Annotated in this window: 13 protein-coding genes and 1 other annotated feature; of the genes, 11 read left to right on the top strand and 2 right to left on the bottom strand. The window is 42.6% G+C overall.

Annotated features, from left to right (window positions below; genetic code table 11):
- The first annotated feature begins 144 nt into the window (after positions 1 to 144).
- Positions 145 to 364 (top strand) — a binding site (T-box leader).
- 88 nt (positions 365 to 452) lie between these two features.
- The 10 genes from SporoP8_RS08340 to SporoP8_RS08295 all read left to right on the top strand — a co-directional run bounded on the left by SporoP8_RS08340 (position 453) and on the right by SporoP8_RS08295 (position 10,048).
- On the top strand, positions 453 to 1,835 hold the full coding sequence (locus SporoP8_RS08340) for an anthranilate synthase component I family protein (RefSeq protein ID WP_232319234.1): 1,383 nt from the start codon (positions 453 to 455) through the stop codon (positions 1,833 to 1,835).
- A gap of 65 nt (positions 1,836 to 1,900) precedes the next feature.
- Complete coding sequence (gene trpD, locus SporoP8_RS08335; RefSeq protein WP_369802568.1) at positions 1,901 to 2,932, top strand: anthranilate phosphoribosyltransferase; 1,032 nt, start codon at positions 1,901 to 1,903, stop codon at positions 2,930 to 2,932.
- On the top strand, positions 2,929 to 3,717 hold the full coding sequence (gene trpC / locus SporoP8_RS08330) for an indole-3-glycerol phosphate synthase TrpC (protein WP_085132068.1): 789 nt from the start codon (positions 2,929 to 2,931) through the stop codon (positions 3,715 to 3,717). Before trpD ends, trpC begins: the two co-directional genes overlap by 4 nt.
- Positions 3,714 to 4,346, top strand: a complete 633-nt coding sequence (locus tag SporoP8_RS08325) for a phosphoribosylanthranilate isomerase (protein WP_085132067.1) — start codon at positions 3,714 to 3,716, stop codon at positions 4,344 to 4,346. The genes trpC and SporoP8_RS08325 overlap by 4 nt, the downstream gene beginning before the upstream one ends.
- On the top strand, positions 4,330 to 5,520 hold the full coding sequence (gene trpB / locus SporoP8_RS08320) for a tryptophan synthase subunit beta (protein ID WP_085132066.1): 1,191 nt from the start codon (positions 4,330 to 4,332) through the stop codon (positions 5,518 to 5,520). The genes SporoP8_RS08325 and trpB overlap by 17 nt, the downstream gene beginning before the upstream one ends.
- Positions 5,517 to 6,311, top strand: coding sequence for a tryptophan synthase subunit alpha (trpA, locus tag SporoP8_RS08315; protein ID WP_085132065.1), 795 nt, complete (start codon positions 5,517 to 5,519; stop codon positions 6,309 to 6,311). Before trpB ends, trpA begins: the two co-directional genes overlap by 4 nt.
- Positions 6,312 to 6,561: 250 nt before the next feature.
- Positions 6,562 to 7,491, top strand: a complete 930-nt coding sequence (locus SporoP8_RS08310) for a S66 peptidase family protein (RefSeq protein WP_085133593.1) — start codon at positions 6,562 to 6,564, stop codon at positions 7,489 to 7,491.
- Positions 7,492 to 8,601, top strand: coding sequence for a mandelate racemase/muconate lactonizing enzyme family protein (locus SporoP8_RS08305; protein WP_085132064.1), 1,110 nt, complete (start codon positions 7,492 to 7,494; stop codon positions 8,599 to 8,601).
- Entirely contained in the window at positions 8,594 to 9,478 is an 885-nt protein-coding gene (locus SporoP8_RS08300) for a C40 family peptidase (protein ID WP_198166098.1), read from the top strand. Before SporoP8_RS08305 ends, SporoP8_RS08300 begins: the two co-directional genes overlap by 8 nt.
- A gap of 90 nt (positions 9,479 to 9,568) precedes the next feature.
- On the top strand, positions 9,569 to 10,048 hold the full coding sequence (locus SporoP8_RS08295; protein WP_085132062.1) for an acyl-CoA thioesterase: 480 nt from the start codon (positions 9,569 to 9,571) through the stop codon (positions 10,046 to 10,048).
- Positions 10,049 to 10,505: 457 nt separating this feature from the next.
- Here the strand turns inward: SporoP8_RS08295 and mscL are convergent, their stop codons facing one another.
- Together mscL and SporoP8_RS08285 are read right to left on the bottom strand one after the other, a co-directional pair.
- The gene (mscL, locus tag SporoP8_RS08290) at positions 10,506 to 10,904 is read right to left on the bottom strand and encodes a large conductance mechanosensitive channel protein MscL (protein ID WP_085132061.1); all 399 of its coding nucleotides are present in this window, start codon (positions 10,902 to 10,904) and stop codon (positions 10,506 to 10,508) included.
- Positions 10,905 to 10,949: 45 nt separating this feature from the next.
- On the bottom strand, positions 10,950 to 11,591 hold the full coding sequence (locus SporoP8_RS08285; RefSeq protein ID WP_198166097.1) for a phosphatase PAP2 family protein: 642 nt from the start codon (positions 11,589 to 11,591) through the stop codon (positions 10,950 to 10,952).
- 305 nt (positions 11,592 to 11,896) lie between these two features.
- On the opposite strand from SporoP8_RS08285, the gene SporoP8_RS08280 reads away from it, so the two are divergent.
- Complete coding sequence (locus tag SporoP8_RS08280; RefSeq protein ID WP_085132059.1) at positions 11,897 to 12,943, top strand: Delta(5) desaturase DesA; 1,047 nt, start codon at positions 11,897 to 11,899, stop codon at positions 12,941 to 12,943.
- Positions 12,944 to 13,008 lie beyond the last annotated feature (65 nt).

The raw sequence follows: 13,008 nt of genomic DNA, 5'->3' as shown, positions 1-13,008 counted from the left end.
AGCTAATTATAGCATTTTTCCCGTAAGAAATTGTTGACATTAAAGATTCAGCATATTAAGATAAGTATAATAACTAGATGGACAGAAGGTTTCGATAGCGGAATCGTCCCGGCAGATGAGATGAGTTAGCAGAGAAGAGAATAGCGAAAAGATATGAATAAGAAGAGTAGCGATTGTATGTGCTTCCTAGAGAGTCAGTGGTTGGTGAAAACTGATACACATCATTCGTGAATGGACTTATGGCAGCTGTTTTGATGAAAAACAGACGTTTGCCCGCGTTAAGGGCAGTGTGAAAACACATAAAGTGGGAGTGCTTCGGTGCTTCAATTTGAGGTGGCAACGCGGTTACATAATCGTCCTCTGCAACAGGCTAACTGGCTCTGTTTGCAGAGGGCTTTTTCTATTTAATTATAAGAACTATACAGCAGTCCATAGAGAAGAGGAGAATGATTATGATGACAGTGCAGAAGAACTTACGGGTAACGACGCGAAAGATTGAAGGAGATTCCTTAACTCCTATTTTGATATTTAGAAGATTGAAAGGAAACCATAAGTTCCTATTGGAGAGTTCTTCGCAAGCAAATGGGTCAGGGCGCTATTCATTTATTGGACTGAATCCGCAAAAAGCCTATCGTGGTCGGGATGGTGTAGTAGAAGAGATCGTCTACTCAACGAATAGAACCTATACGCATGAAGGAGATCTGTATACTTTATTGAAGCGTCTCATGCCTCGTATTACGGAAGATGCAGGATTTCCGTTTACAGGCGGTGCGGTTGGTTATGTAGGATACGGAGCAGCTAGGAATGGTGAACAACGAACAGCTGATGATCTTCAAATGCCGGATGTCTACTTTAATATTTACGACACGATTGTGATCTATGACCATCAATTGCACGAAGTGACATTACTGCATACAGAAATCAATCCGGTATACGAAGCACCCGACTTGGACGCCATCGAAGACATGATTGTTAATGGCTCCGTCGATAAAGAGGATAGTGTTTCTCTATCTGATTATCGTTGTGCTATTTCCAAGGAAGAATTTGAGCGTCGTGTTCAGATTGTTATTGATGCAATTAAAGAAGGACAGGCGGAACAAGTCGTTCTGTCACGTCGCTTTGAAGCAGATATTACAGGTGATCCATTTGCGTTGTATCGTAAACTGCGTCGCCGCAATCCATCTCCGTATATGTATTACATGGAGTTTGAAGATCATACAGTAATCGGAACGTCGCCCGAAAGTCTTGTGCGTGTCACTGGAGATAAAGTATTAACAAATCCGATTGCGGGCACACGCAGAAGAGGGCGAGATCAAGCGGAAGATGAAGCGCTCGAAATCGAATTACGCCATGATCCGAAAGAGCTGTCCGAACACGATATGCTAGTGGAAGTAAGCAAGAAAGAATTGCAACAAATCTGTCGTCCCGAAACGATTGAAGTCTCAAATTACTTGGAAACAGTTCGTTATGAACATGTTATGCACTTAGTTTCCGAAGTGATGGGTGACCTGGCTCCAGGATTACATGCACTGGATGCGTTAAAAGCGACAATGCCAGCGGGTACTGTAACCGGTTCTCCTAAACCGGTCGCCATGGATATGATTGATGAACTGGAAGATCAGCATCGTGGAATTTATGGAGGCGCTATCGGCTACATTGGTCTAAACGGTAATATTGACTTCGCATTAACGATCCGTACAATGCTCGTAAAAGAAGGCAAAGCGTATGTCCAGGCAGGTGCCGGCATAGTAGGGGCTTCTGTCCCTTCACTAGAATATAAAGAAACGTCCAATAAAGCTCGTTCTTTACTAGAAGCAACACAAATGACAAAGTGATTACCAAGACACAGGCATTACTGAAAGATCACGTAAACATCTAGACGAGAAGGGAAGAGATGAGTATGGAGAGGTTTTTAAGCATAGTAGAGAAGCAACGTCACCTTATGTATGAAGAGATGAGAGAAGCCGCTGAGCTGATGTTTAATGAAGCAACAGATGAAGATCAAATTGCACAGTTTTTGATCGCGTTATCAAAAAAAGGTGAAACATCACATGAAGTAGCGGCATTGGCAGCCGTTATGAAGTCATATGCAAATGATCTAACACCTAAAGAGGCACGTTATCTAGATAACTGCGGAACGGGTGGAGACGGAGTCAATACATTCAATATTAGTACGACGGCTGCATTTGTGTTGGCGGGTGCTGGGGTCCAGGTTGCGAAACACGGTAACCGTAAAATTTCCAGCGCATCAGGAAGCCAAGATGTCCTGGACGCACTTGGCATTCATTCCGACTTCCAGATAACTGATATGCAGAATCTGCTGGAACAACAAGGAATTGCATTCTTATTCGCACCAGCTGTTCATCCGAAAATGAAACGAATTGGTGCTATACGAAACAAAATTGGTAAAACAACGATCTTCAACTTAGTTGGACCTTTGACGAATCCTGTATCACTTGAAACGCAATTTACCGGTATTAACCGTCCGGATTTCATCATGGAATATGCCTCAGTACTCAGGATGCTAGGACGGGAACGAGCAATTGTGGTTAGTGGGGCAGGCGGAATGGATGAAGCATCTCTCGCCGGCCAAAATGAATTCGTACTTCTTGATCATGGGGATTTAATTCCATTTTCATTGACGGCGGATGACGTAGGGCTGGAATATGCGCCGTTGTCAGCGATAAAAGGTGGAGACGCAGTAGAAAATGCCGCAACTACTCGGTCAATCTTAAGTGGAGAACGTGGACCAAAGTTTGATACAGTGGTGTTGAATGCGGGAATCGGTTTATTTGCAAATGGCCGAGTTTCCACCATTCAAGAAGGTGTGAAAGTAGCTACTGAAAGTATCTTATCAGGCAAAGCGTTAGAAAAATTAGATGCGGTCGTCGCATTCAGCGAAATGATTCGGCAAAAGGCGGTTATCCAATGACGATTTTAGATAAGATTATTGCACAGAAGAAAATAGAAGTAGATCAATTGCTAGCAAGCAACACAATATTTCCAGAACGAGAGATTTCACGTCCGTCACTCTATCAGACATTGATAAAAGCGAAAAAACTGCAAGTCATTTCTGAGATGAAACGTGCATCTCCTTCTAAAGGTTTGATCGCAGAAGGTGCAAATCCGGTTGAACAAGCGACTGCTTATTATGAAGCAGGTGCTGCGTGTATTTCAGTATTGACTGATCGGGAATTCTTCAAAGGATCATTTGAAGACTTGTCTGCAGTAGCGGATGCCGTGCCAATCGCATTGTTATGTAAAGACTTTATGATCCATAAAATTCAGATTGACCAAGCGAAAAGCGCAGGTGCATCTGTGATTTTATTGATTGTGGCTGCACTTGATGACGAAACACTCGGAAGTCTGTATACGTATGCCAATGAAGAAGGCTTGGATGTGCTAGTGGAAGTGCATAACACTGAAGAGTTGCACCGCGCACTGTCAATCGATGCGAGAATCATTGGTGTCAACAACCGGGATTTGCATACATTCGAAGTAGACCTAGCGCAAACAGAACTAATCGCGTCACAGTTCCCGTTCGATGAAGAGCGTGTGTTCATCAGTGAAAGCGGGATCTGGGGACCTGAGGATGCAGAACGTGCGGCAAAAGCTGGAGCGAGTGCAGTACTTGTCGGAGAATCGTTAATGCGCAGTGATTCAGTAAAAGAAGCTCTACAAGCATTGCAAGTAGAAAAACACGTGATTCGTCCATGACAAAAGTAAAGATTTGCGGATTGATGAAACCGGAACATGTACAAGCAGCTGTAGATGCAGGCGCGGATGCTATAGGTTTTGTATTTGCACCAAGCCGCAGAGAAGTGACGGTAGAGCAGGCGCAGAAACTGGCAAAACTCATTCCACCATCTGTTTTAAAAATTGGAGTCTTTGTTGATGAAACGAAAGAGCAACTAGTAAAGATATTTAATGAAGTACCATTGGATTACATCCAGTACCATGGCGATGAGACTCCTGCTTTTATTCAACAAGTAGGGTTACCTTCTATTAAAGCACTTGCTATCGAAAATGAAGACGATGTGAAACTCGCTGCTACCTATGACGTGGATTATTATTTATTCGATACACCAGGCGTTGAATACAAAGGTGGTAGTGGTAAGACGTTCAACTGGTCATTACTTGAAAATGTAGGAGTATCAAAAGAACAGATTATTTTAGCCGGTGGTCTGCATGCAGCAAATGTGCAGGAAGCGTTGAGACAAGTGAACCCATATATGGTTGACGTATCAAGTGGAGTGGAGATAGAGAAGCAAAAAGACACGGAACGTATTCAGACGTTCATTCATACAGCGAAGGGTAGGAGAAATCGTCATGACAACAGAAACTAAAGGACGCTACGGTAAATTCGGAGGGCAGTTCGTGCCGGAAACATTGATGACCGCCTTGCAGGAGTTAGAAACTGCTTACGATGAAGCACAGCAAGATCCTGCCTTTTCAAAAGAACTGGATTATTATCTAAAAGAGTTTGTAGGTCGTGAAACGCCCTTGTTTTTTGCAGAGCGTTTAACGAAGCATGCGGGTGGCGCGAAAATTTATTTGAAGCGAGAAGATTTGAATCATACAGGTGCTCATAAGATTAATAACTCTCTAGGCCAGGCCTTACTTGCGATTCGTATGGGCAAGAAGAAAATCGTAGCAGAAACAGGAGCGGGTCAACACGGCGTGGCAACTGCTACTGCTTGTGCGTTACTCGGTCTTGAATGTGTTGTATTCATGGGCAAAGAAGATATCCGTCGTCAAGAACTGAATGTTTTTCGTATGGAACTACTCGGTACGCAAGTAGTTTCCGTTGATAAAGGTTCAGGTACATTGAAGGATGCGGTCAATGAAGCATTGCGCTATTGGGTATCGAATGTAGAGGATACACATTATATTCTTGGATCGGCTTTAGGGCCGCATCCATTCCCGCAAATCGTCCGTGATTTTCAGCGAGTAATCGGTGATGAAACACGTAAGCAAATTGTGGAACACGAAGGACGTTTACCTAATGCGGTTGTAGCTTGCATTGGAGGGGGGAGTAACGCGATCGGTATGTTCCACCCATTCGTCGAAGATCAAGATGTAAAGTTATACGGAGTAGAGGCGGCTGGTAGTGGTATTTCAACAGGCAAACATGCGGCCGCTATTGCGGGTAAACAAGAAGGCGTTTTGCACGGTGCATACATGTACGTGTTGCAAGATGCTGATGGATTTATTCAAGAAGCGCACTCCATCTCTGCAGGTCTCGATTATCCTGCAGTAGGACCTGAGCATTGCCATTTAGCTGATATCCAGCGTGTACAATATGATTCCGTTACGGATCAACAAGCACTTGAAGCGGTGCAATTGCTTTCGCGTGTAGAAGGAATTATTCCGGCCCTTGAAAGTGCGCACGCCGTGTATTATGCAGTGCAGTTAGCGAAAGAAATGCAAGAAGATGAGCTACTCGTTATCTGTTTATCAGGGCGCGGTGACAAAGACATGCAAACAGTACGTGATGCGCTAGGAGGTCAATCTACATGACAAAAAAGTTAGTGACACAAGCGATTATGCAGTGTAATGAACAGGGAGACAAGGCGTTTGTACCTTATATCATGGCGGGTGATGGTGGATTACAGACGTTGAAGAAAACTATATTATTCTTGCAAGAAGCAGGTGCAACAGCGATTGAAGTAGGGATACCATTTTCCGATCCGGTAGCAGATGGCGATGTGATTCAGCAAGCTGGTGAGCGAGCGTTAGCTGAAGGCATTACATTACGAAAGATTATGAAAGAACTTGCTTCATTCAAAGAAGAAGTGAAGATTCCACTAGTCATCATGACGTATTTGAATCCGGTGCTTAGCTATGGTTTGCAGTCAATAGCAGCGGATTGTGAAGCAAGTGGTGTCTATGGTTTAATCGTTCCGGATCTGCCGCTTGAAGAAAGTGGCTTACTGAAAGAAGCGCTGAAGAATAGCGATGTAGCGTTAATTCAATTAGTTTCTCTAACGAGTCCAGCTGAACGAATTGAAGCCATTGCGAAAGCAGCAGAAGGTTTCATTTACGCAGTGACAGTCAACGGTATCACAGGTGTCCGTTCATCATTTACAGAAGGACTCGAAGGTCACTTGAAGCGTTTAAAGGCAGCAAGTTCCGTGCCTATTCTCGCTGGGTTTGGTATATCTACTCCGGAACATGTTCGCACACTTGGCGGACTTGCTGACGGCGTTATCGTTGGAAGTGCGATCGTGACGGCCCTTCATGAAGGAGATTATGAAAAGGTTCGGACATTAATTAACGCATCGAAAAATCAACTCACCAATAGCCAATAATGTTGCGGACAACTGATACATTTCAGTTGTCCGTTTTTTCATGTTATAAAACTATCCACAAAAGAGAAATTGTGAATAACTTTTTCTGTTAGTTAAGTAATTTTATATGAAGTATACACAATACTTGGGGATTGGCTGTTCATAAAGGGGATAACTTTAAAATTACCCACAATCTATTTCAATTGTATTAGAAATCTCGTGATGACGATGGTGTTTCTTGAATATGATAAAGTAGGACGTAGAAAGGGTGATGAGTAGAATGATTCGTCCAGCACATTTAGTAAAAGGTGATGTAATTGGGATTGTGGCACCTGCTAGTCCTGTAGAGCGTGAAGTATTGGAGCGTTCATTTCAATTTTTGGAGCAATTGGGTCTACGCTATAAAGTGGGCCAGTCTGTGTATAAGAAAAATGGTTATTTGGCAGGGACTGATGAGGACCGGCTTGCTGACTTGCATGAGATGTTTAAAGATCCTGAAGTGAAGGGAATTCTCTGTGCAGGTGGCGGTTACGGCTCGGCGCGTTACGCAGAACAACTAGATCTCGATTTGATCCATGACCATCCGAAGGTATTTTGGGGGTTCAGTGACATTACGTATCTACATACCGCGATTCGTCAAGGAGCAGGACTAGTTACATTCCATGGACCGATGCTCGCATCATGTGTCGCACAAGATGGGTTTCATGAAATGTCTGGCAAAATGTTTGGACAATTATTTACGCCAGTTGAAATTCATTACTCGGAAGCCATCTCGCCACTCGAAACACTTGTAGGCGGTGTTGCAGAAGGCGAAGTGGTCGGTGGTAATTTGACACAACTAGTCAACAGTCTAGGTAGTGAGTTTGAGATTAAGACAAATAATCGATTGCTTGTAATGGAAGATGTCGGTGAAGAGCCTTATAAAGTAGATCGGCTGCTTAATCAATTACGACTAGCAGGTAAGCTTCGTGAAGCAGCAGGTATCGTGATTGGTGATTTCGCCAAAGCGACACCGAGCAAGCCAAATGCTTCCCTCACGATGGATGAAGTGTTTGAACAGTATTTCGGCAAACTAAATCAGCCTGTCGTAAAAGGATTCCGTATCGGCCATTGTGAACCGAATATCGCAATCCCATTTGGCGTGAAAGGACGTTTGGATGCAAATAGCAAGACGCTGACTATCTTACCGGGAGTGGAGTAATTGCAAATTCGCACGGTGGAAACATTCCTCGTGTCATCTTTATTACGTAAACCATTTATCACGGCATTGCGAACTGTTCATACGGTACAATCGGTCATTATAAAAATAACAACTGATGACGGCCGGATTGGCTGGGGAGAAGCGGTGCCAACGCATGTCATAACAGGCGATTGCATCGTTGGTATTCGTTATGTCATTGATACTATTCTTGCGCCCCTATTGATTGGCCAAGATATCATACAGCGAGAAGTAATGATGGAAAGAATGCGACAGGCCATTATAGGAAATACGAGTGCAAAGGCCGCGGTTGACATGGCGGTACATGATTTATTCGGACAGCTTTGCGGGTTACCTTTAGTACAAGTGTTAGGTGGCTACCAGCAAAGCCTAAAAACGGATTTGACGGTCAGTGTCGGGGAACCTATTGAGATGGCCAAGGAGGCGGCAGAACATGTTGCCAAAGGTTTTGATACGCTAAAAGTGAAAGTCGGTACAGGTAGTTTTCAACAGGAAAGAGAAAGGATTCATGCTATTCGTCGAACCGTCGGCCAAGATATTACGATTCGTCTTGATGCCAATCAAGGGTGGAAACCAAAAGAAGCCATTCGCCTCATTCGCCAGTTGGAAGATGACGGAATTGATTTGGAATTAATAGAACAGCCAGTTGCCGCATATGATGTAGAAGGCTTGAGAGACGTGACAAGACAGACAAGCACGCTAATCATGGCAGATGAATCATTATTTTCAGCAAGAGATGCAAAGAAGTTGCTGGAGATGCGCGCAGTGGATGTACTGAATATCAAATTGATGAAGTCGGGAGGGATCCGAGAAGCTTTGAAAATCAATGCAATGGCTGAAGTAAATGGCGTAGAGTGTATGGTCGGAAGTATGATGGAGACAGCAATTGGGGTGACGGCAGCTGCCCATATAGCAGCGAGTCACCCCAATATAACACGAGTAGATTTAGACGCGCCCCTGTTATTGTCAGAAGGATTTTCTGCTGGCGGCGTGTTCTATCAAGGATCGCATATGGAGTTTAGCAAAGAGTCAGGACTAGGTTTTGATTCAAAACGGATGATTCAATGGGTAAAGGAGCATGCGTGTGAATGAGAAATGGATGTGTGCGGTCAGCGTTGCGACGGTATGGACTGACCCTGATTCTCCCCGTGTGGCCGATCTTCCTGCCTTGGACCATCCCGTGCAAATCGATAGATGGCTTTCCCAGTTATCCTATGAAGAACGTCTAGCGCTGAGTGACAAAAACCGAATTCAGACGCAATTATTATATGGTGAATCTGTGATTGTCGAAGAAGTAGTTGGTGACTGGGCGCGCATCATTGCGATCTCCCAGCCAACTAGCAAGAATTCACGAGGCTATCCGGGGTGGGTACCACTTGTTCAGCTTTCCATGAAGAAACGAATACAGACAGAAGAGTTTGTCAGAGTGATGAATCCAAAAGCAGCACTGTTTGATGAATCCGGCACATTCTTTTTACGTGTTTCTTTTAATACAATTTTTCCTTTTGTAGAAAGGCGCGGCAAGAAGATACGTGTCTGGACACCGCATGGTTGGAAACTGCTAAATGCATCTGATGTCGAGCGTGTGGGAGAAGAATCTATTCACCGTCCGCTAACTGTAGGAAGACGGTTCATTGGCTTGCCGTATTTATGGGGCGGCATGTCTGCCTGGGGTTTTGATTGCTCAGGATTCGTCCGTACTATATGGAAAGCGTGTGGCATTTGTTTGCCACGTGATGCAGTAGATCAGGCGGAAGAGGGTAGGCCGATCTCGCTCGACTCTGCGGATTGGCAAAAAGGTGATTTAATCTTTTTTAAGAATGAAAAGAAGTATATTCATCATGTAGCCATGTACGTAGGTAACGGAAAGATACTTCATGCACCTTCAACTGGGAAATTAATTGAACAAATTGAGCTGAGAAAGTCCGTATATGCCGATCATGTGTGTAGTGTACGTAGAATTATCTAATCGAATAGGCAATACATTTAGCGAATATTGGCGTCAACTCCCTTCTTTTATGTATACTTAAATGAACGTACTAAAAAGGGAGTTGTCGTAATGTCTGAACGAAAACCTATGAGCGAGTCAAGAACGATCCAAAGTAAGCTAGTCTTACCACCGGACACGAACCATATTGAATCCATCTTTGGAGGGAAAGTCCTCTCATATATCGATGAGATTGCAGCTATTTCAGCTATGAAACATGCGGGGACTAGAGCTGCGATTACCGCTTCGATCGACTCTGTCGATTTTGTTTCTCCAGCCCTGCTTGGCGATGTCATCGAACTTGAAGCGGTAGTCACTTCTGTTGGTCGAACATCTATGGAAGTCTTTATTTCTGTTCATTCCAAAAACTTGGTAACAGGTGAAGTGAAGTTGACGACGGAATCATTCTGTACAATGGTTGCGGTAGATGACACAAATCGTCCGATACCGGTGGTGGGAGTGTATCCCGAAACAGAAATGGAAAAACGTCTTTTCGATACTGCACCTGCACGACGTGAACTTCGTAAACAGCGTAGATTGATGAAACATTAATAGTAGCGCAAGGAGAGACGGGTTTCTCGTTTCTGCCTTGCGCTTTTTATGTAAAGTAATCCTCTATCATTCTTTAAAGGATTGGATACGACGATGAGTGAAAATATATCAGAAAATCTTATTCGTTTCACGAAAAGTGTGAACTGGATGCGAGCACATAGATGATTTCTTAATTTCGTCAGTGACTTTAGTGTATATAAAAACAGCAGTGGATGAATAGGCTATAGCCCCTCATTCACTGCTGTTATGTTGTATTAGTTATTACTGCTAAACGTACGGACTAGTCCAAGTACTGTTCCACCAAGAATAAATGCAAACAATGCATACATGATATAGACGAACCACATGAATATCCACTCCTTTGATCAGTATCCTGCCTATCATTGTAACACCTTGTCAGGCGCGTTGCAATGGACTTTACATGACAACTGTGTCAGCTGTCGGATCAAATGAATAACTAGCAATTATTTTGTCGTTCGCTTTTCAATAAATCGCGGATCTCAGTCAGTAATTCCTCTTTTGCATCCAGTGATTTCTCTAGAGGTTTTTCCTCAACAGGGTCTTCTCTTTTAATCTTTAGCTTAATAAGCAGACGAAGAAAGAGGAATAAAGAGCCTGCTACAATTAAGAAATTAATGACAGCTTCGATGAATTTCCCATACATAATTTCAGCGTCACGATATTCAAAACTTAAATTTGAGAAATTTAAGCCGCCCGATAATATCCCAATAATCGGAGATATAATATGTTCTACCAGCGAAGAAACGATAGTACTGAATGCTGCGCCGATGACTACTCCGATAGCCAAATCAAAAATATTTCCTTTAAAAGCAAATTCCTTAAACTCTTTCCACATAGATAGTCATTCCTTTTTACAAACATTACATTTCATTCATCAAATTTATTTACCCTTTTTTCTTAGGAATCTCTGATACATCGCAATTGATGCGAACAACCATACTGAACTAGCCAGTATTCCCCCCACTATATCGCTTGGGAAATGAACCCCTAAATAAATTCTACTGACCGCAATCATCACAATCATAAAAATCGCGACAATTACGATTGCAATTCGGCTTCCTGTAGTTTTTAAATTTCTCCATATGATATAAGCGAGTACCGTATAGAGGCTGAATGCCATCATCGTGTGTCCGCTAGGGAAGCTATAGCCGCCAATGTCGATCAGACGATTAAAATCAGGACGTGCCCGTTTGAAGATGAGTTTGAGTACTTGATTTAGAATGCCTGTCCCAATCAGTACTATAGTGAATAATACTGCTTGAGCACGATATTTCTTCCATAACAACACTCCAAGTGTCAGTATGCCCAGCAGAGTAACGGATGTAGTAGAACCGATGGTAGTAAATAATTTCATAATAGACGTCAGCCCCGGGGCTTCTGCGCTTTGCACAAATTCGATTATAGGTTCATCAAAACTAGAGATCGTTTGCAAGTGAATAGATCGAGCAATATAGGCAAAAAATCCGGTAAATAAAATACAAATAATCCAAACGGATAATAAACGAATTGATAATTCACGCACAGTATACATTCCTTTCTATAGTTGTATATTCTGAACGATTATAAAAAGAATGTACAGCGAAAGGTAGAGGTATTTGAGGATAAATATCGGTATGTTATGGGGGGAGTAAGAAGCGGATACTTCTCAACCCTAGTTTACACCACTAAGTTATGCAACAACCTAACGCATGTATCGTGTATTATTATGTCAGTCTCAAAACATATGACAATTGTCATCTCAAAGTCATGACATCTATGTCTACCTCTCCTGCTGTAAACAAGTTATTCTTAATGTACTAGCAAACCCAATAGGAGGGAAAGTCAAACATGAGTAAAGAGCAAACGAAGCAACTGCATAAAGACGTCGCACCTTTCGCGAAGTCTGATTTGAAAAAGAGTATCGTTCAAATGATCAATACAATTCCACCAATATTTATCTTATGGTTCCTGGCATACCAAAGTCTAAGTATATCTGTCATATTAACGGTTGCGTTGTCAATCGTTGCAGCGTTTTTTGTAGTTCGAACATTCATCATCTTCCATGACTGCACGCACGGTTCATTCTTCCGCAATAAAAAAGCGAATAGCATTGTAGGAACAATCACTGGCGTGTTGACATTATTCCCATATGAAAAATGGAAAAGAGAACATTCGATTCACCACGCAACTAGTTCCAATCTAGATAAACGCGGTGTTGGAGATATCTGGGTCATGACTGTTGAAGAGTACAAAAATGCTTCTAAGTTTGAGCGTTTCAGCTACCGTGTCTACCGTAACCCTATTGTCTTATTTGGATTTGGACCTTTATATTTGGTGCTAATCTCAGGTCGTTTTAACCGTAAAGACGCGCGTAAGAAAGAGCGTATGAACACGTATTTGATCAACATCATTTTAGCTGCAGTATATACAGTATTAATTGTAGCTATTGGCTGGAAAGCATTCTTGCTAATTCAAGGTACTATGATGTTCACGGCTGGCGCTCTTGGTATTTGGTTGTTCTACATCCAACATACATTCGAAGATTCTTATTTTGAAGAGGAATCTGACTGGGATTACGTGAAAGCAGCAGTTGAGGGAAGTTCTTATTATCAATTGCCCCGTGCTCTTCAGTGGGCAACAGGCAATATCGGATTCCACCACGTACACCACTTGGCACCGCGAGTACCAAACTATAACTTGGAAATGGCGCATGAATTGACTCCGCCATTACAAAAAGCTACAACCATTACATTGAAGACTAGTTTTGAATCATTACGTTATCGCTTGTATGATCCAAACCATAAAAAATTCATTACATTCAAAGAAGCAAAACAATATTCACTAAAAGATAAGTTGTCGATTGATTTAAAACCAAAACGTACACGCTTATCATAAAATGGCGAGAGAAGGAGCAATCCTTCTTCGCCTTTTTATTTTGTCCTTATATCTTTAAGAAGCGA

The organism is Sporosarcina ureae, from assembly GCF_002101375.1.
GTDB classification, from domain to species: Bacteria; Bacillota; Bacilli; order Bacillales_A; family Planococcaceae; genus Sporosarcina; species Sporosarcina ureae_B.
The sequence above is the reverse complement of the archived record's forward strand: the minus strand, read 5'-3'. Positions and strand labels throughout refer to the sequence as shown.

What these genes read in the sequence shown, in the direction of transcription:
- SporoP8_RS08340 (WP_232319234.1), top strand. Translation starts at nt 453, where the DNA reads ATGATGACAGTGCAGAAGAACTTACGGGTAACGACGCGAAAGATTGAA.
- trpD (WP_369802568.1), top strand. Translation starts at nt 1,901, where the DNA reads ATGGAGAGGTTTTTAAGCATAGTAGAGAAGCAACGTCACCTTATGTAT.
- trpC (WP_085132068.1), top strand. Translation starts at nt 2,929, where the DNA reads ATGACGATTTTAGATAAGATTATTGCACAGAAGAAAATAGAAGTAGAT.
- SporoP8_RS08325 (WP_085132067.1), top strand. Translation starts at nt 3,714, where the DNA reads ATGACAAAAGTAAAGATTTGCGGATTGATGAAACCGGAACATGTACAA.
- trpB (WP_085132066.1), top strand. Translation starts at nt 4,330, where the DNA reads ATGACAACAGAAACTAAAGGACGCTACGGTAAATTCGGAGGGCAGTTC.
- trpA (WP_085132065.1), top strand. Translation starts at nt 5,517, where the DNA reads ATGACAAAAAAGTTAGTGACACAAGCGATTATGCAGTGTAATGAACAG.
- SporoP8_RS08310 (WP_085133593.1), top strand. Translation starts at nt 6,562, where the DNA reads ATGAGTAGAATGATTCGTCCAGCACATTTAGTAAAAGGTGATGTAATT.
- SporoP8_RS08295 (WP_085132062.1), top strand. Translation starts at nt 9,569, where the DNA reads ATGTCTGAACGAAAACCTATGAGCGAGTCAAGAACGATCCAAAGTAAG.
- mscL (WP_085132061.1), bottom strand. Translation starts at nt 10,904, where the DNA reads ATGTGGAAAGAGTTTAAGGAATTTGCTTTTAAAGGAAATATTTTTGAT.
- SporoP8_RS08280 (WP_085132059.1), top strand. Translation starts at nt 11,897, where the DNA reads ATGAGTAAAGAGCAAACGAAGCAACTGCATAAAGACGTCGCACCTTTC.